Source organism: Pseudomonas sp. D2002, assembly GCF_013385735.1.
GTDB lineage: Bacteria > Pseudomonadota > Gammaproteobacteria > Pseudomonadales > Pseudomonadaceae > Aquipseudomonas.
In genome coordinates this window covers 70,714-90,798 of sequence record NZ_JACAPL010000005.1, presented here as the reverse complement: position 1 = coordinate 90,798, position 20,085 = coordinate 70,714, and the positions used below count along the sequence as shown (strand labels likewise).

At 60.5% G+C, this 20,085-nt stretch carries 20 protein-coding genes; 16 read left to right on the top strand and 4 right to left on the bottom strand.

Annotated features, from left to right (window positions below; translation table 11 throughout):
* Positions 1-23: 23 nt before the first annotated feature.
* Positions 24-740, bottom strand: coding sequence for a 4'-phosphopantetheinyl transferase (locus tag HX783_RS11010; protein WP_177016904.1), 717 nt, complete (start codon positions 738-740; stop codon positions 24-26).
* A gap of 137 nt (positions 741-877) precedes the next feature.
* Between HX783_RS11010 and HX783_RS11005 the strand changes: the two genes are divergently transcribed.
* Genes HX783_RS11005 through HX783_RS10995 form a run of 3 tightly spaced genes read left to right on the top strand, consistent with a single transcriptional unit; the run spans position 878 to position 3,225 of the window.
* Positions 878-1,186, top strand: a complete 309-nt coding sequence (locus HX783_RS11005) for a hypothetical protein (protein ID WP_177016903.1) — start codon at positions 878-880, stop codon at positions 1,184-1,186.
* 18 nt (positions 1,187-1,204) lie between these two features.
* Positions 1,205-1,882, top strand: coding sequence for a response regulator (locus tag HX783_RS11000; protein WP_025854135.1), 678 nt, complete (start codon positions 1,205-1,207; stop codon positions 1,880-1,882).
* A complete protein-coding gene (locus HX783_RS10995; protein WP_177016902.1) occupies positions 1,879-3,225 on the top strand; it encodes an ATP-binding protein in 1,347 nt (448 codons plus the stop codon). Before HX783_RS11000 ends, HX783_RS10995 begins: the two co-directional genes overlap by 4 nt.
* 130 nt (positions 3,226-3,355) lie before the next feature.
* On the opposite strand, the gene HX783_RS10990 is transcribed toward HX783_RS10995, so the two are convergent.
* Positions 3,356-4,354, bottom strand: a complete 999-nt coding sequence (locus HX783_RS10990; protein WP_177016901.1) for an AraC family transcriptional regulator — start codon at positions 4,352-4,354, stop codon at positions 3,356-3,358.
* A 339-nt stretch (positions 4,355-4,693) separates the two neighbouring features.
* Between HX783_RS10990 and HX783_RS10985 the strand changes: the two genes are divergently transcribed.
* From HX783_RS10985 to HX783_RS10970, 4 genes are all read left to right on the top strand, one after another.
* On the top strand, positions 4,694-6,025 hold the full coding sequence (locus HX783_RS10985) for a dicarboxylate/amino acid:cation symporter (RefSeq protein WP_177016900.1): 1,332 nt from the start codon (positions 4,694-4,696) through the stop codon (positions 6,023-6,025).
* Between the two features lie 223 nt (positions 6,026-6,248).
* Positions 6,249-7,235, top strand: a complete 987-nt coding sequence (locus HX783_RS10980; protein ID WP_177016899.1) for an XdhC family protein — start codon at positions 6,249-6,251, stop codon at positions 7,233-7,235.
* The gene (locus tag HX783_RS10975; RefSeq protein WP_177016898.1) at positions 7,232-7,819 is read left to right on the top strand and encodes an NTP transferase domain-containing protein; all 588 of its coding nucleotides are present in this window, start codon (positions 7,232-7,234) and stop codon (positions 7,817-7,819) included. Before HX783_RS10980 ends, HX783_RS10975 begins: the two co-directional genes overlap by 4 nt.
* Positions 7,820-8,005: 186 nt before the next feature.
* Positions 8,006-8,446, top strand: a complete 441-nt coding sequence (locus HX783_RS10970) for a cupin domain-containing protein (protein WP_177016897.1) — start codon at positions 8,006-8,008, stop codon at positions 8,444-8,446.
* 99 nt (positions 8,447-8,545) lie between these two features.
* Here HX783_RS10970 and rne read toward each other — a convergent pair whose 3' ends face one another.
* Positions 8,546-11,755, bottom strand: coding sequence for a ribonuclease E (rne, locus tag HX783_RS10965; RefSeq protein WP_177016896.1), 3,210 nt, complete (start codon positions 11,753-11,755; stop codon positions 8,546-8,548).
* Between the two features lie 768 nt (positions 11,756-12,523).
* Here rne and rluC point away from each other — a divergent pair.
* From rluC to HX783_RS10950, 3 genes are read left to right on the top strand one after another with little or no spacing between them, the layout of a single operon-like run.
* Positions 12,524-13,483, top strand: coding sequence for a 23S rRNA pseudouridine(955/2504/2580) synthase RluC (rluC, locus tag HX783_RS10960; protein WP_058427510.1), 960 nt, complete (start codon positions 12,524-12,526; stop codon positions 13,481-13,483).
* On the top strand, positions 13,470-14,132 hold the full coding sequence (locus HX783_RS10955; protein WP_159959098.1) for an HAD-IA family hydrolase: 663 nt from the start codon (positions 13,470-13,472) through the stop codon (positions 14,130-14,132). The genes rluC and HX783_RS10955 overlap by 14 nt, the downstream gene beginning before the upstream one ends.
* A gap of 21 nt (positions 14,133-14,153) precedes the next feature.
* On the top strand, positions 14,154-15,137 hold the full coding sequence (locus HX783_RS10950) for a S49 family peptidase (protein ID WP_177016895.1): 984 nt from the start codon (positions 14,154-14,156) through the stop codon (positions 15,135-15,137).
* Positions 15,138-15,270: 133 nt separating this feature from the next.
* Here the strand turns inward: HX783_RS10950 and HX783_RS10945 are convergent, their stop codons facing one another.
* Positions 15,271-15,849, bottom strand: coding sequence for a nucleoside triphosphate pyrophosphatase (locus HX783_RS10945; RefSeq protein ID WP_177016894.1), 579 nt, complete (start codon positions 15,847-15,849; stop codon positions 15,271-15,273).
* Between the two features lie 105 nt (positions 15,850-15,954).
* On the opposite strand from HX783_RS10945, the gene HX783_RS10940 reads away from it, so the two are divergent.
* The 6 genes from HX783_RS10940 (at position 15,955) to acpP (ending at position 19,982) form a co-directional block, all read left to right on the top strand.
* Entirely contained in the window at positions 15,955-16,485 is a 531-nt protein-coding gene (locus tag HX783_RS10940; protein WP_032886799.1) for a YceD family protein, read from the top strand.
* Between the two features lie 13 nt (positions 16,486-16,498).
* Complete coding sequence (gene rpmF, locus HX783_RS10935) at positions 16,499-16,681, top strand: 50S ribosomal protein L32 (RefSeq protein WP_008152339.1); 183 nt, start codon at positions 16,499-16,501, stop codon at positions 16,679-16,681.
* A 4-nt stretch (positions 16,682-16,685) separates the two neighbouring features.
* Entirely contained in the window at positions 16,686-17,696 is a 1,011-nt protein-coding gene (gene plsX, locus HX783_RS10930; protein ID WP_177016893.1) for a phosphate acyltransferase PlsX, read from the top strand.
* 143 nt (positions 17,697-17,839) lie between these two features.
* Complete coding sequence (fabD, locus tag HX783_RS10925; RefSeq protein ID WP_177016892.1) at positions 17,840-18,778, top strand: ACP S-malonyltransferase; 939 nt, start codon at positions 17,840-17,842, stop codon at positions 18,776-18,778.
* A 32-nt stretch (positions 18,779-18,810) separates the two neighbouring features.
* Positions 18,811-19,554 (top strand): 3-oxoacyl-ACP reductase FabG, encoded by a 744-nt coding sequence (gene fabG, locus HX783_RS10920; RefSeq protein ID WP_015885432.1) that lies wholly within the window; start codon positions 18,811-18,813, stop codon positions 19,552-19,554.
* Positions 19,555-19,745: 191 nt separating this feature from the next.
* On the top strand, positions 19,746-19,982 hold the full coding sequence (gene acpP, locus HX783_RS10915) for an acyl carrier protein (protein ID WP_016973676.1): 237 nt from the start codon (positions 19,746-19,748) through the stop codon (positions 19,980-19,982).
* The last annotated feature ends 103 nt before the right edge of the window (positions 19,983-20,085 follow it).

The following is a 20,085-nucleotide window of genomic DNA, read 5'->3' as shown; positions in this document are numbered from 1 at the left end:
GGCTTGCCTGCGATGGCGTCAGATCAAGCCCTGACGGCCACCAAGCTCAACAACTGCTCACCTTCCACCGCAAACTGCCCCTCCAGCTCCGTGCCATGGCACCACTCGGCAGACAGGTCCGCCAGCAGCCTTAGCCGTACCTGCCCGGTCTCGGACCACGCCACCACCTCGGCATGCTCAAAGTAAAAGCGCTTCTGCACAATCGGGTAGAGCGCCTTGAACAAACTCTCCTTGACCGAAAACGTCAGCGTCACCAGCAATGCCACCTGCTCGCGCGGCACGCTTGCCAGGCGCTGCATTTCCTCGGCGGTGAGAATTTCCCCGGCCAGGCGTTCGGCGCGTTCCAGTGTCAGCAGGTTCTCCAGGTCCATGCCCAGCCCACGCCATTGCGCCTTGTGCCCGACAATCGCCGCCGCATGCCCGGTGCTGTGGGTGATGGAACCGCTGATATGCCCAGGCCACACCGGCGCACGGTCTTCGCCGATGGCCGGCACGCAATCGAGGTGGTCGAGCTGTTGCAGCGCCGCGCGCGCGCACAAGCGGCCGGCGAGGAACTCGGCTTGGCGCTTGGCCACTGAGCGCTGGATGCTGGGCGGTGGCGGCACGGCGCTGCGCTGGAAATCACCGGCGGCCAACAAGGTCGGGTCGAATCGGGTGCTCAGGAACACCGTGCCGGGTAACGGAGTGGGCAACGGCCAATGGGCCTCGAGTGGGGTGCAGCAAGCGGGTAGGGACGTCATGCACGGTATTTTGCGTCAGTTGGCGCGCCAGTGGATAGCCCGCAACGGTTCAGCCAAGGTTCAGAGCCTGTTCAGGGGGAGTTCAGGGGCGCTTGCGTAGTCTGGCTTCAACAGCCAAACGCGTAGAGGTAAGCACCATGACTGCGATCAAACAGCTGATATTGGCGTTAAGCATGCTCAGTGCCACGGCCGGCGTGCAGGCTTCGGACGCTGCTTTTTCGGCATTTGGCGGCGAGAAAACCAAGAAGTCCAGCAGCCTGATCCAGCGTGTCAGCTTCGAAGACGCAGGCAGCCAGGCCGCGCCATGGGGCCAGTCCCTGGGCCAGGCTAACGTGCAACCGGCCTACCGCGCCGGCTACGAACACCTGACGGGCCAATACAATGGCATTAAACTGCGCCCGCAAGACTTGCAGGGCCGCTATGATATCCCCCTGTCGGACAGTTGAATTGCCTTGGAGAGCCTTATGAAATTGCTGGTCGTGGAAGATGAGGCGCTGTTGCGTCATCACCTGTTCACCCGCCTGACAGACAGCGGGCACGTGGTCGAGGCCGTGGCCAATGCCGAGGAAGCCCTGTACCAGACCGGGCAATTCAACCATGACCTGGCCATCATCGACCTGGGCCTGCCCGGCATGGGCGGCCTGGACCTGATTCGCCAACTGCGCAGCCAGGCCAAGACCTTCCCGATCCTGATCCTCACCGCACGCGGCAACTGGCAGGACAAGGTCGAAGGCCTGGCCGCCGGCGCCGACGACTACGTGGTCAAGCCGTTCCAGTTCGAAGAGCTGGAAGCGCGCATGAACGCCTTGCTGCGCCGCTCCAGCGGGTTCACCCAGTCGACCATCGTCGCCGGGCCACTGCTGCTGGACCTCAACCGCAAGCAAGCGTCGCTGGATGAACAGCCGCTGGCGCTGACCGCCTATGAGTACCGGATTCTCGAATACCTGATGCGTCACCATCAGCAAGTGGTTGCCAAGGACCGCTTGATGGAACAGCTCTATCCCGATGACGACGAGCGTGATCCGAACGTAATCGAAGTGCTGGTCGGGCGCCTGCGTCGCAAGCTGGAAGGCCCGGGCGGGTTCAAGCCGATCGACACCGTGCGCGGTCTGGGCTACCTGTTTAATGAGCGCTGCCGTTGATTCGCTCGTTACGTGTGCGCTTGATGCTCGCGGCCACCACCCTGGCCGTGCTGTTTATGCTGGGCTTATTGCCCGCCATGCAAGGGGCGTTCAGCCTGGCGTTGCAGGATTCCATCGAGCAGCGCCTGGCCTCGGACGTGACCACGTTGATTTCTGCGGCGCGGGTCGAAAATAACCGCCTGCTGATGCCGGCGCAGTTGCCGGACGAGCGTTTCAACCTCACCGACAGCCGCCTGCTCGGCTATATCTACGACCGTGAAGGCCATCTGGTCTGGCGCTCGCGAGCGACCCAGGAAGAAAACATCAACTACAAACCGCGCTACGACGGGCGCGGCAACGAGTTTGCACGCATCCGCGAGGCCAACGGCCAGGAATTTTTCGTGTATGACGTCGAGGTCAAGCTGCTCGGCGGCAAGAGCGCGGCGTTCAGTATCGTTGCCCTGCAACCGGTGCGCGAATACCAGCTGACCCTCGAAGGTTTGCAGGAAAACCTCTACCTGGGCTTCGGCGCGGCCTTGCTCGTGTTGCTGACGCTGTTGTGGCTGGGCTTGACCTGGGGCCTGCAAGCCCTGCGGCGGTTGAGCCAGGAACTCGACCAGATCGAAGGCGGCACCCGCGAAAGCCTCTCCGAAGAACACCCCCGCGAGCTGCTGCGCCTGACCGGCTCGCTGAACCGTTTGCTGCACAGCGAGCGTGAGCAGCGCGCGCGCTATCGCGATTCCCTGGATGATCTGGCCCACAGCCTGAAAACCCCACTGGCGGTGTTGCAAGGCGTGAGCGAAGACATGGCCCAGCGCCCCGAAGATCGCGGTCAGGCCTGGGTGTTGCAATCGCAGATCGAGCGCATGAGCCAGCAGATCGGCTACCAGTTGCAGCGCGCCAGCCTGCGCAAAAGCGGTTTGGTACGCCACCAGGTGCGCTTGGAGCCGGTGCTGCAAAGCCTGTGCGACACGCTCGACAAGGTCTACCGCGACAAGCGCGTGACGGTGACGTTTGATTTGCCGCCGGAGTGCGATTTGCCGATTGAGAAGGGCGCTTTGTTGGAGATGCTCGGCAACCTGCTGGAAAACGCTTACCGCCTGTGCCTGAGCGAAGTGCGCATCAGCCTCACGGAAAACCTCGAAGGCACCGAGCTGTGCATCGAGGATGACGGCCCTGGCGTGCCGCCTGATCAGCGTGCGCGGATTTTGCAAAGGGGCGAACGGCTGGACCGTCAGCATCCCGGGCAGGGCATTGGTTTGGCGGTGGTCAAGGACATCATTGAAAGCTACAGCGCGCGATTGACCTTGGGTGACTCACCGCTGGGTGGCGCGGCGTTCAAGATTCACTTTCCGGCCTTGTGATCTCTGTTGACTCCACTGGCCCCTTCGCGAGCAAGCCCGCTCCCACATTCGACCGTATTCCTACAGGATAAACGCGGTTAAATGTGGGAGCGGGCTTGCTCGCGAAGGGGCCGGCAATGGCACCACACCTCTAACTCTCCTGCGCCCGATACGCCCCCGGCGTCAGCCCCGTCCACTTCTTGAACGCCCGATGAAACGCCGACGGCTCGGAAAACCCCAGTTGCTCGGCAATCTCCTGCAACGACAAATCCGCCCGCCCCAAATGGTAGATGGCGATGTCCCGCCGCAACTCATCCTTGAGTGCCTGAAAGCTGGTGCCTTCCTCACGCAAATGCCGGCGCAGGGTTTGCGGGCTGATATGCAGGTGCTGGGCGACGGCTTCCAGGTCTGGCCAGGGCGTGCGGTCGCGGCTCAGCAAGCGGCGCAGTTGGCTGCTCAAGCTGTCGCCTTCATCCGGCCGCGACAGCAGGTCGGCGGGGGAGCGCTCGAGAAAGTGTTTAAGCGTGCGTTCGTCCTGCAGCAGCGGCAGGCTCAGGTAGCGTGCGGGAAACACCAGGCTGCTATGCGCCGCACCGAACACCTGGGGGCAGGGGAGAAGCAGGTCATATTCGCCGGCATGCGCCGGCATCGGGTAACTGAAGGTGGCCTGCTGCAGCCGGATGCGCTGGCCGATCAACCAACTGCCCAGGCGGTGCCAGATCACCAGCAGGCATTCGCTGAGGAAGTGGTCCGGGTCCCACAGCTGCGAATCGTCCAGGCTCAGGCGGGCCATGTCGCCGTCTCTTGTCAGCTGCCAGCGCGGACCCTGCGGGAATAGGCTATAAAATAATAAGCCGCGTTCCAGAGCCTTCTCCAGGGTGCGGCAGTGAATCAGCGCGTGGCACATCATGGCGAAGGTGCCGCGCTTGCTCGGGCCTTCGGCAAACCCCAGGTATTCGTCGTCCAGCGCCAGCCATAACATTTGCAACAGCCGGGTAAATTGCTCGGGGGCGATGCGGGCGCGCGGTTCGGTGAGTAACTCCGGGGTAATGCCGACCTGCAGCAGCAGGCCCGAGTAGTCGTAGCCCGCCCGGCGCGCACCGCCGAGGGCGGCGCGCGCATAGTGACTGGCGATGGTACGTTCACGCATGTGAGGGCCTCGTCCATGGAGTGGCGGATGGTAGCCACCCCACGGGAAGGCGACAAGGCGGATATCCGCCAAATTGTAGGACGAGACCGGGTGTGTGGGCGGATTTCCGCCACCTTGTTGGCGGCACTGGCGGCAGCTTGGAAACCCCAAGCCCTGATGTCTAAGGGCCGTCAGGGTTTTTAAGCGAAGTGGCACGGCGTTTGCGATAAGTATTACAGCGCAGGCTGGTTCCTACAGACCTCGCAAACAACAAATCCCTCCAGTGCAGGAGGGTTCGCAATTCAAGTGTCGTGGGCAATGGCGGATCTTTGCCACACGGTGCGATTGAGGAACTTTGCAATGACGACTCGTCAGCCACTGTACAAATCCCTGTATTTCCAGGTGATCGTTGCAATCGTTATCGGTATTTTGCTCGGTCATTTCTACCCACAGACCGGTGTGGCCCTCAAGCCACTGGGTGACGGCTTTATCAAGCTGATCAAAATGGTCATCGCCCCGATCATCTTCTGCACCGTTGTCAGCGGCATCGCTGGCATGCAAAGCATGAAATCGGTCGGCAAAACCGGCGGCTACGCGCTGCTGTACTTCGAAATCGTTTCCACCATCGCCCTGCTGATCGGCCTGGTCGTGGTCAACGTTGTGCAACCGGGCGCCGGCATGCACATCGACGTGGCTACCCTGGACGCCTCTAAAGTCGCTGCCTACGTGACTGCCGGTGCAGACCAGAGCGTTGTTGGCTTTATCCTCAACGTGATCCCGAACACCATCGTCGGCGCCTTCGCCAACGGTGACATCCTGCAAGTGCTGATGTTCTCGGTGATCTTCGGTTTCGCCCTGCATCGCCTGGGTGCCTACGGCAAGCCGGTGCTGGACTTCATCGATCGCTTCGCCCACGTGATGTTCAACATCATCAACATGATCATGAAGCTCGCGCCACTCGGTGCCCTGGGCGCCATGGCGTTCACCATCGGTGCCTACGGTGTGGGTTCGCTGGTGCAACTGGGCCAGCTGATGATCTGCTTCTACATCACCTGCATCCTGTTTGTGGTGGTGGTGCTGGGCGCCATCTGCCGCGCGCACGGTTTCAGCGTGTTGAAGCTGGTTCGCTACATCCGTGAAGAACTGTTGATCGTACTGGGTACTTCCTCCTCCGAATCCGCACTGCCACGCATGCTGATCAAGATGGAGCGTCTGGGCGCGAAGAAATCCGTAGTAGGCCTGGTGATTCCAACCGGCTACTCCTTCAACCTCGACGGTACGTCGATCTACCTGACCATGGCTGCCGTGTTCATCGCCCAGGCGACTGACACCCACATGGACATCACCCACCAGATCACCTTGCTGCTGGTGCTGCTGCTGTCCTCCAAAGGCGCTGCAGGCGTGACAGGTTCCGGCTTCATCGTACTGGCCGCGACCCTGTCGGCTGTTGGCCACCTGCCGGTTGCCGGCCTGGCGCTGATCCTGGGTATCGACCGCTTCATGTCCGAAGCCCGCGCACTGACCAACCTGGTCGGTAACGCCGTTGCCACCATCGTTGTGGCCAAGTGGGTCAAGGAACTGGACACCGACAAGCTGCACAGCGAGCTGGCGTCTGGCGGTACTGGCATCTCCGACACCCGTCCGGAAGATGACCTGGGCGTGGCTGAAGGTCCTGCCCCTGCTATCAAGTAACTTGCCGAAGGTGTGAAAGCACCCAATGCTCTGCAAGCGCCCCGACGTGTTCGGGGCGTTTGCGTTTCTGGTGGGTCACTTTTGGTTTTTTTTGATTTACAGTCAGTAACCACTTCATCAATCGCCAGAGGTAGCCTGCGCAGATGAAACTCGCGTTGGATTGCCCGTTCTATAACGCATTGGCCAATCGGTTATTGGCGCCGCATCGTGTGCAGGAGTGTTGATGGACAGTGTGGATCTGAATGTCTTGCGCAGCGTGCTCGACTGGCGTCGCGCCGGGCACCGCGTGGTGCTTTACAGCGTGGTCCAGACCTGGGGCAGTGCGCCGCGTCCGCCGGGGGCGATGTTGGCCCTGCGTGGCGATGGCGTGGTGATTGGGTCGGTGTCCGGTGGCTGCATCGAGGATGACTTGATCGCAAGGTTGCAGGACGGGCGTTTGCCGGATGATGGCCCGCCGGTGCAATTGGTGACCTACGGCGTTACCCGTGATGAAGCGGCGCGTTTTGGCTTGCCGTGCGGCGGTACGTTGCGCCTGACCGAAGAACGGGTCGACGACTGGCGCTGGGTCGCGCAGTTGCTGGAACGGTGTGAGGCGCATGAAATCGTCGCCCGAGAGTTGGACCTGGTCACTGGCACCGTGAGTTTGGGCAGTGCAAGCAAAACCGACGTAGTGACCTTCGATGGTGAACGCCTGCGGGCCATTTACGGCCCGCGTTGGCGTTTGTTATTGATCGGCGCAGGCCAGTTGTCACGCTACGTGGCCGAGATGGCGCGGCTGCTGGACTTCGAAGTGCTGATCTGCGACCCCCGTGAAGAGTTTGCCTATGGCTGGGAAGAACAGCACGGCCGCTTTGTGCCGGGCATGCCGGATGAGGCGGTGCTGAACATCCAGACCGATGAACGCACGGCCATCGTCTGCCTGACCCACGACCCACGTCTGGATGACATGGCGCTGCTGACGGCGTTGAATTCCAGCGCGTTCTACATCGGTGCCCTCGGTTCGCGGGTCAATACGCAAAAACGTCGCGAAAACCTGGCGGCGCTGGGTTTGTCGGCGGAAGCGATAGCACGGTTGCATGGGCCGATCGGTTTGCATATCGGCAGTCACACGCCGTCGGAGATCGCCCTGTCGTTGATGGCGGAAATCGTCGCAATCAAAAATGGCGTGGCACCGACGCAGAAAAAACCGTTACCGATGGCGGCTGAATGAGCATTACCGCAATCGTGCTGGCGGCCGGGCAGGGCAGTCGTTTTCGAGCCGAGGCGGGGCCTGATAACGATAAGTTGCTGGCCGATTGCGTAGGCTTGGATGGCGTGACGCGGCCGGTAATCGAGCAGGTGCTGTTGAATCTGCCTGAACCTGTCGTGAAGCGATGGCTGGTGACCTCGCCGGACCGTCCTGAAGTGATTCGCCTGGCGCGTCTCTACGGTTGTGAAGTGTTGCAGCTGCAGTCGGCAGGCATGGGCGACAGCCTGGCGGCGGCAGTCGCAGCCAGCAGCCCAAGCGATGGCTGGCTGGTGGTGTTGGGGGATATGCCGTTCATCTTGCCTTCGAGTATTGAACACGTGGCGGCCGCGCTGGCAGACGAAAGCATCAGCGTGCCGGTGCATGACGGTCAGTACGGTCATCCTGTGGCGTTCGGCCGTGCATGGGGGCCAGCCTTGTGCGCGTTGTCCGGTGATCGCGGTGCAAAGCCGCTGTTTGCCAAGGGTTGCCTGCTGGAGGTTGCCGTCGATGATCCCGGCGTTTTGTGGGATGTGGACGTGCCGCAAGCACTGCACTTCGGCAGGTGAGCCCGCAGTAGCTTTTCAGTTTTCTCTTCTAGACTGCCAAGTGTGGCGCATGCTGGGTGTGCAGCCATATTTCCTGCCATCAGTTCAGAGGCAGAATGTTGTTATTGCCCGCGTTTTCATTCACTGAAGTGGCATTATTTTCTTTCGAGGCTGAGGTGTAAAAATGAATTTACAGTGAGTGCCTCAATGAAAACCCTTAGAGCAGCTATCGGCCTGACCCTTTCACTCTCCACCTCTGCGTGGGCCTACATCCCGCCCCCTCAGCCGGATGTGGTGGTTTCAGCTCCCGTCTCCACGCTGGTATGGAAGGAGGTACCGGGTAGCGGGGGTATTTTTTATGCCAATCTGAAAGGAGACCTGTTGGGTTTCGGCCCGTATGAGGCGTTTGTCAGATTTCCCGCCGGCAGGAACAACCCCGACCATTTCCATACGCAAACGCTGCCAACCGTTGTGCTTGAAGGTACGTTCTACGCGATTATCGATGGCAAGACTGTCGATTATCCTCCGGGCTCTTACTACAGCTTGCCCGCCAAATTGAAGCATTTCAGTGGGTGCAGGCCGGGGGCCGATTGTTTGTTGTATCAGCACCAGGCCGGCAAGTTTGACCTTGTGCCTGTGGCGCCATAAGGTCGATTTTTACCCGTTGATTGCTGAGTGCCTGCGCAATAACCGCAAAAAAAAGCCCCGCCAGGGTTACCTGGCGGGGCTTTTTAGTGGCGGATGGAATCAGACGAGGGGTTTAGGCTCGTGCTCTGCTTCCAGGGCCTTTGGGCTGTGCTCTGCCACTTCTTCGACGGAACGCGGGGTTTCGTCGACGATTGGGGCAGTGTGCTCAACCACGGCTTCAGCGGCTGGCGCTTGCGCTGCGGCAGCGGCTGCTGCAGCGGCCGCCTCAGCTTCCTTGCGACGGCGACGCACTTCACGCGGGTCGTTCGGCGCGCGGCCGTTTTCGGTCAGGGCGCTGGCAGGGGCTGCTTCAACCACCGGGGCGGCGACTTCGGCAACCACCGGCGCTTCAACCGCCGGCTGAGGCTCAACCACTGGAGCAGGTTCGGCAACCACTTCGGCAACCGGTGCCGGCGCTTCTTCTACCACTGGGGCAGGTGCTGGCGCTTCAACCGCAGCCACTGGCTCGGCAGCCCACTGGAAGGCGGTCTGTTCTTCGCGAACTTCACGCACGGCCGGAGCAGCTTCTTCAACAACCGGGGCTTCAACCACTGGCTGAGGTTCAACCACCGGTGCAGGCTCCACAGCAGCCACTTCCACTTCTGGTTGGGCTTCGCGAACTGGCGCGACTTCCACTTCCGGCACCACGGGGGCTTCGATCGGGGTGGTCGCTTCGACAACAGGCGCTTCAACAACCGGTGCTTCAACCACTGGTGTTTCAGCAACGGGTGTTTCAGCCACTGGCGCTTCGACTGCTACGGTCTCTTCGACAGCGGCAGTGGCGCGTTCAGCTTGCTCGTGAGCCTGGGCTTCAGCAGGTGCGCTGATGACCGAGCTGGCCACGGCAGCTGTTACCGCCAGGCCGGCAGCCAATTCGGCGCCAGTCGGTTCGGTGGTAGCAGCTTCTGTGTTTTCGCCGGTCTCTTCCGAGCCTTCGATCACGTTGCCGTTGGCATCGCGTTGACGCTCACGACGGTTGCTGCGACGACGCTGGCCACGGGAGCGGCGGCGTGGACGATCGCCTTCGGCGTTGTCCTGGCCATCTTCCTGTTGCTCTTCGCCGGTCAGTACTTCTTCTTCGCTGGCGGCAGCGGCTTGCTCGGCACGTGGTTGACGCTCTTCACGCGGCGGGCGCGGTTGGCGCTCTTCACGTGGGGCGCGCTCTTCACGCGGCTGGCGAGCCGGGCGTTCTTCGCTGGCGGCCTCGCTAGCAACAGCGGGTGCGGCGTCCAGCGGCTCACGCAGTTCACGCACACGTTCTTCACGCTCGCCACGTGGCTTGCGATCTTCACGTGGTGCGCGTGGGGTACGTGGTGCGCGCTCTTCACGCGGTGCACGTTCTTCACGGGCTACTGCTGGGGTTTCTTCACGGGCTTCGCGTGGTGCACGCTCTTCACGTGGCGCGCGTTCTTCACGCGGTGCACGTTCTTCGCGAGGCTTGCGCTCTTCGTCACGACGACCGTTGCGGTTACGGCTTTGCTGGCGACCGTTGCGACGCTCTTCGTTACGCGCCGGGCGCTCGGTGGCAGGTTTTTCAACCACAACCGGGGCAACAGGCTCTTCTTTGGTGGCGAACAGGCTCACCAGCGACTTCACCAGGCCTTTGAACAGGCTTGGCTCAGGCAGGGCGGCCGGTGCGGCAACCGGTGCAGCCGCTTCGGCCGGAACCGGAGCGTTGGCACGTGCCGGTGCGGTCTTGACGGCCGCTTCCTGGCGAACCAGGGTGCGGGTCGCGGCGGCTGGCTGGACTTCTTCAACTTCAGCTGCGGCAGCTGCGATTTCGTAGCTGGACTGGCCGCTGTGGGCTTCCGGGCTGTCATCACGCAGGCGCTGCACTTCGAAGTGCGGCGTTTCGAGGTGATCGTTCGGCAGGATGACGATACGGGCACGGGTGCGCAGTTCGATCTTGGTGATCGAGTTGCGTTTTTCGTTGAGCAGGAAAGCTGCGACCGGAATCGGCACTTGCGCGCGGACTTCGGCGGTGCGGTCTTTCAGGGCTTCTTCTTCGATCAGGCGCAGGATCGCCAGGGACAGCGATTCAACGTCACGGATGATGCCGGTGCCGTTGCAACGCGGGCAGACGATGCCGCTGCTCTCGCCCAGGGATGGACGCAGGCGCTGACGGGACATTTCCAGCAAGCCGAAGCGCGAAATACGGCCGACCTGTACGCGGGCGCGGTCAGCTTCCAGGCATTCGCGGACTTTCTCTTCCACGGCGCGCTGGTTCTTGGCCGGGGTCATGTCGATGAAGTCGATCACGATCAGGCCGCCGATGTCACGCAGGCGCAGCTGGCGGGCGATTTCTTCAGCCGCTTCCAGGTTGGTCTGCAGGGCGGTTTCTTCGATGTCGCTGCCTTTGGTCGCACGCGCCGAGTTGATGTCGATGGACACCAGGGCTTCGGTCGGGTCGATCACAATGGAGCCGCCGGAAGGCAGTTCGACCACGCGCTGGAAGGCGGTCTCGATCTGGCTTTCGATCTGGAAACGGTTGAACAGCGGAACGCTGTCTTCGTACAGCTTGATCTTGCTGGCGTACTGCGGCATCACCTGGCGGATGAAGGTCAGGGCTTCGTCCTGGGCTTCAACGCTGTCGATCAGCACTTCGCCGATGTCCTGGCGCAGGTAGTCGCGGATGGCGCGGATGATCACGTTGCTTTCCTGGTAGATCAGGAACGGCGCGGAACGATCCAGGGACGCTTCTTTGATAGCGGTCCACAGTTGCAGCAGGTAGTCGAGGTCCCACTGCATTTCTTCGCTGCTGCGGCCAAGGCCGGCGGTGCGAACGATCAAGCCCATGTCGGCTGGCGCGACCAAACCGTTCAGCGCTTCACGCAGTTCGTTGCGCTCTTCGCCTTCGATGCGACGGGAGATGCCGCCGGCACGCGGGTTGTTCGGCATCAGCACGAGGTAACGGCCAGCCAGGCTAATGAAGGTGGTCAGGGCGGCGCCCTTGTTGCCACGTTCTTCTTTTTCGACCTGGACGATGACTTCCTGGCCTTCGCTCAGGACGTCCTTGATGTTCACGCGGCCTTCAGGGGCTTTCTTGAAGTATTCGCGGGAGATTTCTTTGAGGGGCAGGAAGCCGTGGCGCTCGGAGCCGAAATCGACAAAGGCAGCCTCAAGGCTTGGTTCGATGCGAGTAATACGGCCTTTATAGATGTTGGCCTTCTTTTGCTCGCGTGCACCGGATTCAATGTCCAGGTCGTAGAGGCGTTGGCCATCTACCAGTGCAACACGCAACTCTTCGGGTTGAGTTGCGTTAATCAGCATTCTTTTCATGTTGTACCGTCGGTTTCCGGGCTGCCGGAAACGGCGTTCGGCACACACGACTTCTCACGGTCGGTGTCAGGTGCGTCAAGAGTGGTTGGCCACTCCAGTGTCCAGCAATAACGAGCCAATTGGGCCGGTATCGCGACGGACGCGTCCTGCTTGTTAGCGGTGGTGACAAAGGCACCACTTCAACAAAAGCTAAGGTCAGGAGGAGGAATCAACCGGCGACTGTGGACGAGATGAAGCGTCTAAATATAAGCCTAGTGCTACACGGTCCGACGGTTGTGCATCTCCACCCTACACGTATCCCTGATAATTCGGGTGCTGCCGCGCGCAGAATCCGCAGCGGGTTGGCATTTACCGTGTTCTCCAATGGGGAGTCCACGCTCATGGCTAAACAAGACTGAATGTGGGCGACTGCGCTCTCACTCAGCTCTTAACAGGCGTTGTTTCCGAAGCATTCGCCATGGTCTGGCTCAAGACTGACTGCACTTTGTGAACTGGCCGTAAATATCGGCGCGGAACGCGAGTATTCACTCTGCTTTCTGCACTCGCTTCAGGCCTCATGTCACCTGCGCTTGTTACAATCTCGAGCCTTCCAAGGTGGCGAAAGCCCCGTAGGACGGCCTCGCGTCCTGATGAATTGCGATGGTCAGGGCCGGCAATTTGCCGCAAGTCCTCTGTCCAGGCCGCTTTTGGCGGCGTTCGCGACTATAGCAGCAATGATTAAGTGCTTCAATTCCATAAAAAATTGTTATCATCGCCGCCATGACGACTACCGCCCCCCAGACCCCCAGCGTCCAGCTGCTCGAGGTCTCGCCGGAATATGCCGGCCAACGCATCGACAATTTTCTCCTGGCCAGGCTCAAAGGCGTGCCCAAGACCTTGATTTACCGCATTTTGCGTAAAGGCGAAGTGCGCGTGAACAAGGGGCGCATCAAGCCCGAGTACAAGCTGCAGGCGGGCGATATCGTTCGTGTGCCTCCGGTGCGCGTGCCTGAGCGAGACGAGCCCGTGCCGCTGGCCCAGGGCCTGTTGCAGCGCCTCGAGGCGTCGATCGTCTTCGAAGACAGCAAACTGATCGTGATCAACAAGCCTTGCGGCATTGCGGTGCACGGCGGCAGCGGCCTGAATTTCGGCGTGATCGAAGCCTTCCGTCAACTGCGCCCGGATGCCAAGGAGCTGGAACTGGTCCACCGACTGGACCGCGACACCTCCGGCTTGCTGATGATCGCCAAGAAACGCAGCATGTTGCGCCACTTGCACACCGCCCTGCGTGGCGACGGTGTCGACAAGCGCTACATGGCGCTGGTGCGTGGCAACTGGGCCAGCTCGATCAAGAGCGTCCGTGCGCCGCTGCAGAAGAGCAACCTGCGCTCCGGCGAACGTATGGTCGAAGTCGACGAGGAGGGCAAAGAAGCCCTGACCCTGTTCAAGGTGCTGCGCCGCTTCGGCGACTTCGCCACCATGGTCGAGGCCAAGCCGGTGACCGGGCGTACTCACCAGATTCGCGTGCATACCTTGCACGCGGGCCACTGCATTGCCGGCGACACCAAGTACGGTGACGAAGATTTCTCCAAGGAAATTCGCGACCTGGGCGGCAAGCGCCTGTTCCTGCACGCCTACATGCTGACCGTGCCGCTGCCCGACGGCGGCGAGCTGAAGCTGCAGGCGCCGGTCGATGAGATGTGGGCCAAGACCGTGGAGCGTTTGAGTGTCGCACCTTGATTACAAGCTGCTGATTTTTGATTGGGACGGCACCCTGTGTAATTCCATTGGTCGGATCGTCGAATCAATGCACGCAGCCTCGGCCCGCTCGGGCTTCGAGTTGTGCACCGATCTGGCGGTCAAGGGCATTATCGGCCTGGGTTTGCCTGAGGCGATCCGTACCCTGTACCCCCAGATCAGCGACGCTGAGCTGGTGACCTTTCGCGACCATTACGCTGATCACTACATTGCGCTGGAAGCCACGCCTTCGCCGTTATTCGACGGTGTAGTGCAGTCGCTGGAGGCCTTTCGCGCCGAGGGTTATCGGTTGGCTGTCGCCACCGGCAAGGCTCGTCGCGGGCTGGATCGGGTGCTCAAGGCGCATGGCTATGAAGATTATTTCGACATCACCCGCGCCGCGGATGAAACCGCCAGCAAACCCCATCCTCTGATGCTGGAGCAGATCCTGGCGCATTGCGGCGTAGCGCCGCGCCAGGCCTTGATGGTGGGTGACGCATCCTTCGACCTGATGATGGCGCGCAACGCCGGCATGGACAGCGTGGCCGTCAGCTACGGTGCCCAGGCTGCCGAGGCCTTGCAGCAATACGAGCCCAGGCTGACGATTGATCATTTTTCTGAACTGCAGGCCTGGCTCAGCCGGGCCCAATAAGTCTTTGCTGGGGTTGATGGCATGAGTGACGAGTGGAAAGCGCCTGAAAAGGCCGAGAGCGGTGATGATAAAAGCTGGAAGCTGCTGGAGAAGACTCTCCTGGCCAGCGTTCAGGAGCAGCGCCGCGCACGGCGCTGGGGGATTTTCTTCAAGCTGCTGACCTTTACCTATCTGATTGCCATGCTGGCGCTGTTCAGCCCGCTGATGGACATGGAAAAAAGCGCCACCCGTGGCAGCAACTACACCGCCTTGATCGAAGTGCGCGGGGTGATTGCCGACAAGGAGTCCGCCAGCGCCGACAATATCGTCAGCAGCCTGCGTGCTGCGTTTGACGACCCCAAGGTCAAGGCTGTGATCCTGCGTATTAATAGCCCGGGCGGTAGCCCTGTGCAGTCGGGCTATGTATATGACGAGATTCGTCGCCTGCGCGCGCTGCACCCGGATACCAAGCTGTATGCAGTGATTTCCGATCTGGGTGCCTCGGGTGCCTATTACATCGCCAGCGCCGCTGACCAGATTTATGCCGACAAGGCCAGCCTGGTCGGTTCCATTGGTGTGACGGCGGCCGGTTACGGCTTTGTCGGCACCATGGAGAAGCTCGGCGTGGAGCGTCGCACCTACACCTCGGGTGAGCACAAGGCTTTCCTGGACCCGTTCCAGCCGCAAAAGGCCGACGAAACCCAGTTCTGGCAGGGCGTGCTCGACACCACTCACCGTCAGTTCATTGTCAGCGTCAAGCAGGGGCGTGGTGATCGCCTGAAGGACAAAGACCATCCGGAGCTGTTTTCCGGGCTGGTGTGGTCGGGTGAGCAGGCATTGCCGCTGGGCCTGATCGATGGCCTGGGCAGTGCCAGTTCGGTAGCCCGGGACGTGATTGGCGAGAAGGAACTGGTGGATTTCACCGTTGAGGAATCGCCGTTTGATCGCTTCTCCAAGAAGCTCGGCGCCAGCGTGGCGGAGAAGTTGGCGTTGTACATGGGCTTCCAGGGCCCGACCCTGCGCTGATACCTCAGCGTTGTCGTTGTTTTAAATGTGGGAGCGGGCTTGCTCGCGAATACGGTGGGTCAGTAACAGATATGTTATCTGGCACTCCGCATTCGCGAGCAAGCCCGCTCCCACATTTGCTTCGGTGGTGGACTTAAGGGATTTGCACGCCTTCAGCCAGCAGCATGTCCACCAGCCGAATCAGCGGTAAGCCTACGAGGCTTGTTGCATCCGGCCCTTCAGTGCTTTTGAACAGGCTTACGCCCAGCCCTTCAGCCTTGAAGCTGCCTGCGCAGTCATAGGGTTGTTCGAGTCGCAGGTAGCGCTCGATCCGCTCAGCGTCCAGCACGCGCATCTGCACCGTAAAAGGTACGCAGTCGACCTGGCAGTGCCCGGTCTCGCTGTTGAGCAGTGCCAGGCCTGTAAGGAAGCTCACGCGCTTGCCGCTGGCTGCCAGCAACTGTTTGCGGGCGTTTTCGAAGGTGTGGGGTTTGCCGATAATTTGCCCGTCCAGTGCGGCCACCTGGTCCGAACCGATAATCAGGTGCCCGGGATGGCTGCTGGCGAGGGCGCGAGCTTTCTCTTCGGCCAGGCGCTTGACCAGCTCGATGGCGGATTCATTTTCGCGATGGCTTTCGTCGATATCCGGCGACGCGCAGATGAACGGCAGGTGCAGGCGGCTCAGTAATTCCCGGCGGTAAACCGAGCTGGATGCGAGTAATAAAGGCAGCATGGGCGTCTCCTTAAGGCAGTTGGGGATTCTAGCGAGGCGACCAGCTGACGCACAGGGCTGAATTTCCTTTGACATGGCTGGGTGCATCCCTATAATGCTGCGCCTATGTTGAATGACCCGATTCCACCTCACGTTGACCCGCGCAAATTGGCAGATCGTGGCACTTCCCTTCAAGGTGAATTGCTGCTGGCCGATTTGGAGAGACTCTGCGACCCGCTTTCCGACACTGTCGGTACGGTGCAGGCCAAATTCGTTTTTGAACGAGATGAACGTAAGTCTGTGGTAATACACAGTTTTATCGACACCGAAGTCAAAATGGTTTGCCAGCGTTGTCTTGAGCTGGTCACCCTGCCGATTCACAGCGAATGCAGTTACGCTGTGGTGAAGGAGGGTGCGAATACCCAGTCGTTGCCGAAAGGTTATGACGTGCTGGAACTGGGCGAAGATCCTTTGGATCTGCATGCACTGATCGAGGAAGAGCTTCTGCTCGCCTTGCCCATTGTGCCTGCTCATCATCCGGAAGAATGCCAGCAGCCGGAGGGTCTCGATGACGAGGCCGAGCCGAGCGAGGACGAGGTAACGCGGTCCAACCCGTTCAGTGTATTGGCGCAGTTAAAGCGTGACCCAAACGTTTAGGAGTTAATCAATTATGGCTGTTCAGCAGAACAAAAAATCCCGCTCTGCCCGTGACATGCGTCGTTCGCACGACGCCCTGACGGCGAGCACTCTGTCTGTAGAAAAAACCACCGGTGAAATTCACCTGCGTCACCACGTATCGCCAGAAGGCGTATACCGTGGCCGTAAAGTGATCGACAAGGGCGCTGACGAGTAATCACTTGTCTGCTCAAGTCATCGCGATTGACGCAATGGGCGGGGACTTCGGTCCCCGCAGCATTGTTCAGGCTTGCATTGCCAGCCTGTCTGCAACGCCCTCGCTGCACCTGACCCTCGTCGGTCAACCCTCCCTTCTTGAAGAACTGATTGCCAGCCATCCGGCGGTGGATCGCGCGCGCCTGACGATTACGCCAGCCAGCGAAACCATCAGCATGGAGGACAAGCCGGCGACAGCGCTGCGCGGCAAACCCGACTCTTCAATGCGGGTGGCCCTTGAGTTGTTGCGCGACGGCAAGGTGCAGGCGTGTGTCAGTGCCGGCAACACCGGGGCGTTGATGGCGTTGTCGCGGCATGTGCTCAAGACGCTGCCCGGGATTGACCGGCCGGCGATGGTCGCGGCGATCCCGACGCAGAAAGGTTATTGCCAGTTGCTCGACCTGGGCGCGAACGTCGATTGCAGTGCCGAGCACCTGTTCCAGTTTGCCGTGATGGGCTCGGTGGCCGCCGAGGCGTTGGGCGTGACCCGACCACGGGTGGCGTTGCTGAATATCGGCACCGAAGACATCAAGGGCAACCAGCAGGTCAAGCTCGCCGCCACCTTGTTGCAAGGCGCGCTGGGCTTGAACTACATCGGCTTTGTCGAAGGTGATGGTTTGTATCGCGGCGAAGCGGATGTGGTGGTGTGCGACGGGTTTGTCGGCAATATCCTGCTCAAGTCCAGCGAAGGCTTGGCGACTATGATCGCCACGCGTATCGAGGCCTTGTTCAAGCAGAACCTGGCGTCACGCATGGTCGGCGCCCTGGCGCTGCCGTTGATGCGCCGCTTGCAGGCTGACCTGGCACCGGCGCGGCACAACGGTGCGAGTTTTCTGGGCTTGCAGGGCATTGTGGTGAAAAGCCATGGCTCGGCAGGTGTGCAAGGCTTCCAAAGTGCGATTGCGCGGGCGTTGATCGAGATTCAGGAAAACCTGCCGCAACGCTTGCATGGCCGTCTTGAGGATCTGTTGCTTTAGGCGAATTGGCCCGGGAGTGCTTAAATGTGACCGGCCAGTTCAATTGACCATCCAATCTGTCAGTTTCGTGCGCTCCCACCCTTGGATTCATCTCAAAATCGGGAGCGTTTATTTTGACGACCAGATCATTAGGGGCTTGTTACATGTCTACATCCCTCGCATTCGTCTTTCCAGGGCAGGGTTCGCAGTCCCTCGGCATGTTGGCCGAGCTGGGCGCGCAACATCCGTTGATCCTGGAAACCTTCAAGGAAGCTTCCGATGCCCTGGGTTACGACCTGTGGGCGCTGACCCAGCAGGGGCCGGAAGAACAACTCAATCAAACCGACAAAACCCAGCCAGCCATCCTGACCGCTTCGATCGCCCTGTGGCGCTTGTGGCTGGCAGAAGGCGGCGCGCGCCCGGCTTACGTGGCCGGTCACAGCCTGGGCGAATACAGCGCCTTGGTGGCTGCAGGCAGCCTGACCCTGGGTGAAGCGGTCAAGCTGGTCGAGCGTCGTGGCCAACTGATGCAGGAGGCCGTTCCGGCCGGGCAGGGCGGCATGGCCGCTATCCTGGGCCTGGACGATGCCGTTGTGATCCAAGCCTGTGCCGAAGCGGCCCAGGGCGAAGTGGTCAGTGCGGTGAACTTCAACTCCCCTGGCCAGGTGGTGATCGCCGGTGCCAAGGCGGCGGTTGAGCGTGCCATCGAAGGGTGCAAGGCTCTTGGTGCCAAGCGCGCCTTGCCATTGCCCGTCAGCGTGCCGTCCCACTGCGAGCTGATGCGCCCGGCTGCCGAGCGTTTTGCTGAGTCCATCGCCGCCATCAACTGGCAGGCGCCACAGATCCCGCTGGTGCAGAACGTCAGCGCGGCCGTTGCCGCCGACCTCGACACCCTCAAGCGCGACCTGCTGGAGCAACTCTACAAGCCTGTGCGCTGGGTTGAGTCGGTCCAGACCCTGGCCGCCAACGGCGCCACCGAGCTGGTCGAGTGTGGTCCGGGCAAAGTCCTGGCCGGCCTGAACAAGCGCTGCGCCGACGGTGTGTCGACTGCCAACCTGAATACCCCGGATGCCTTCGCTGCCGCGCGTGCGGCACTGGCCTGAATCCCTGATCCCCGAACTTAGGAGAAGCCTGCATGAGTCTGCAAGGTAAAGTTGCACTGGTTACCGGCGCAAGCCGTGGCATTGGCCAGGCGATCGCCCTGGAACTGGGCCGTCAGGGCGCCGTGGTCATCGGCACCGCTACGTCCGCCTCGGGTGCCGAGCGTATCGCCGCCACCTTGAAAGAAAACGGCGTGCAGGGCACCGGCCTTGAGCTGAACGTGACCAGCGATGAGTCCGTTGCTGCGGTACTGGCTGAAATCACAGCACAGTTCGGCGCACCGGCTATTCTGGTGAACAACGCCGGTATTACCCGCGACAACCTGATGATGCGCATGAAAGACGACGAGTGGTACGACGTGGTCGATACCAACTTGAACAGTCTGTTTCGCCTGTCCAAGGGGGTTTTGCGCGGCATGACCAAGGCGCGTTGGGGTCGAATTATCAATATTGGCTCCGTAGTGGGTGCCATGGGCAACGCAGGCCAAGTAAACTACGCGGCGGCAAAAGCCGGTCTGGAAGGTTTCAGCCGTGCATTGGCACGTGAAGTCGGTTCGCGTTCGATTACGGTCAACTCGGTGGCCCCAGGGTTCATCGACACCGATATGACCCGCGAACTGCCGGAAGCACAGCGTGAAGCCTTGCTGACACAGATTCCGCTGGGCCGTCTGGGCCAGGCTCAAGAGATCGCAAACGTGGTCACTTTCCTGGCATCCGACGGTGCGGCATACGTGACTGGGGCTACAATCCCGGTGAACGGCGGGATGTACATGAGTTAAATTGTGACGGATCGCTTCAAAAAAATGTCATACGAGCTGTCTAAAATCCGTTATAAAGCTGCAACTTAATTTATAGGCAGGTGGTCGACCGGGTACAGGGTTACGCTTTCAGTTGAAAAGCTGAAATGGCTTTCTATACACTTACCCACTGGCCAGCTGCCTGAATTTGTCCATTAGGAGTTAAACAAGGTATGAGCACCATCGAAGAACGCGTCAAGAAAATCGTCGCCGAGCAACTGGGCGTTAAAGAAGAAGAAGTGACCAACAGCGCTTCCTTCGTAGAAGACCTGGGTGCCGATTCCCTTGACACCGTTGAGCTGGTGATGGCTCTGGAAGAGGAATTCGAGACCGAAATCCCGGACGAAGAAGCTGAAAAAATCACTACTGTTCAAGCTGCTATCGACTACGTTACTGCCCACCAGGCGTAATAGTTTGTAGTCGTCGCTTGCTGTTAGGGAAAAACCGCACTGCTGTAACGGCGTGCGGTTTTTTCTTTAGCTCTGTTGAAAACAGAGCGTCGAAGCGAAGTGT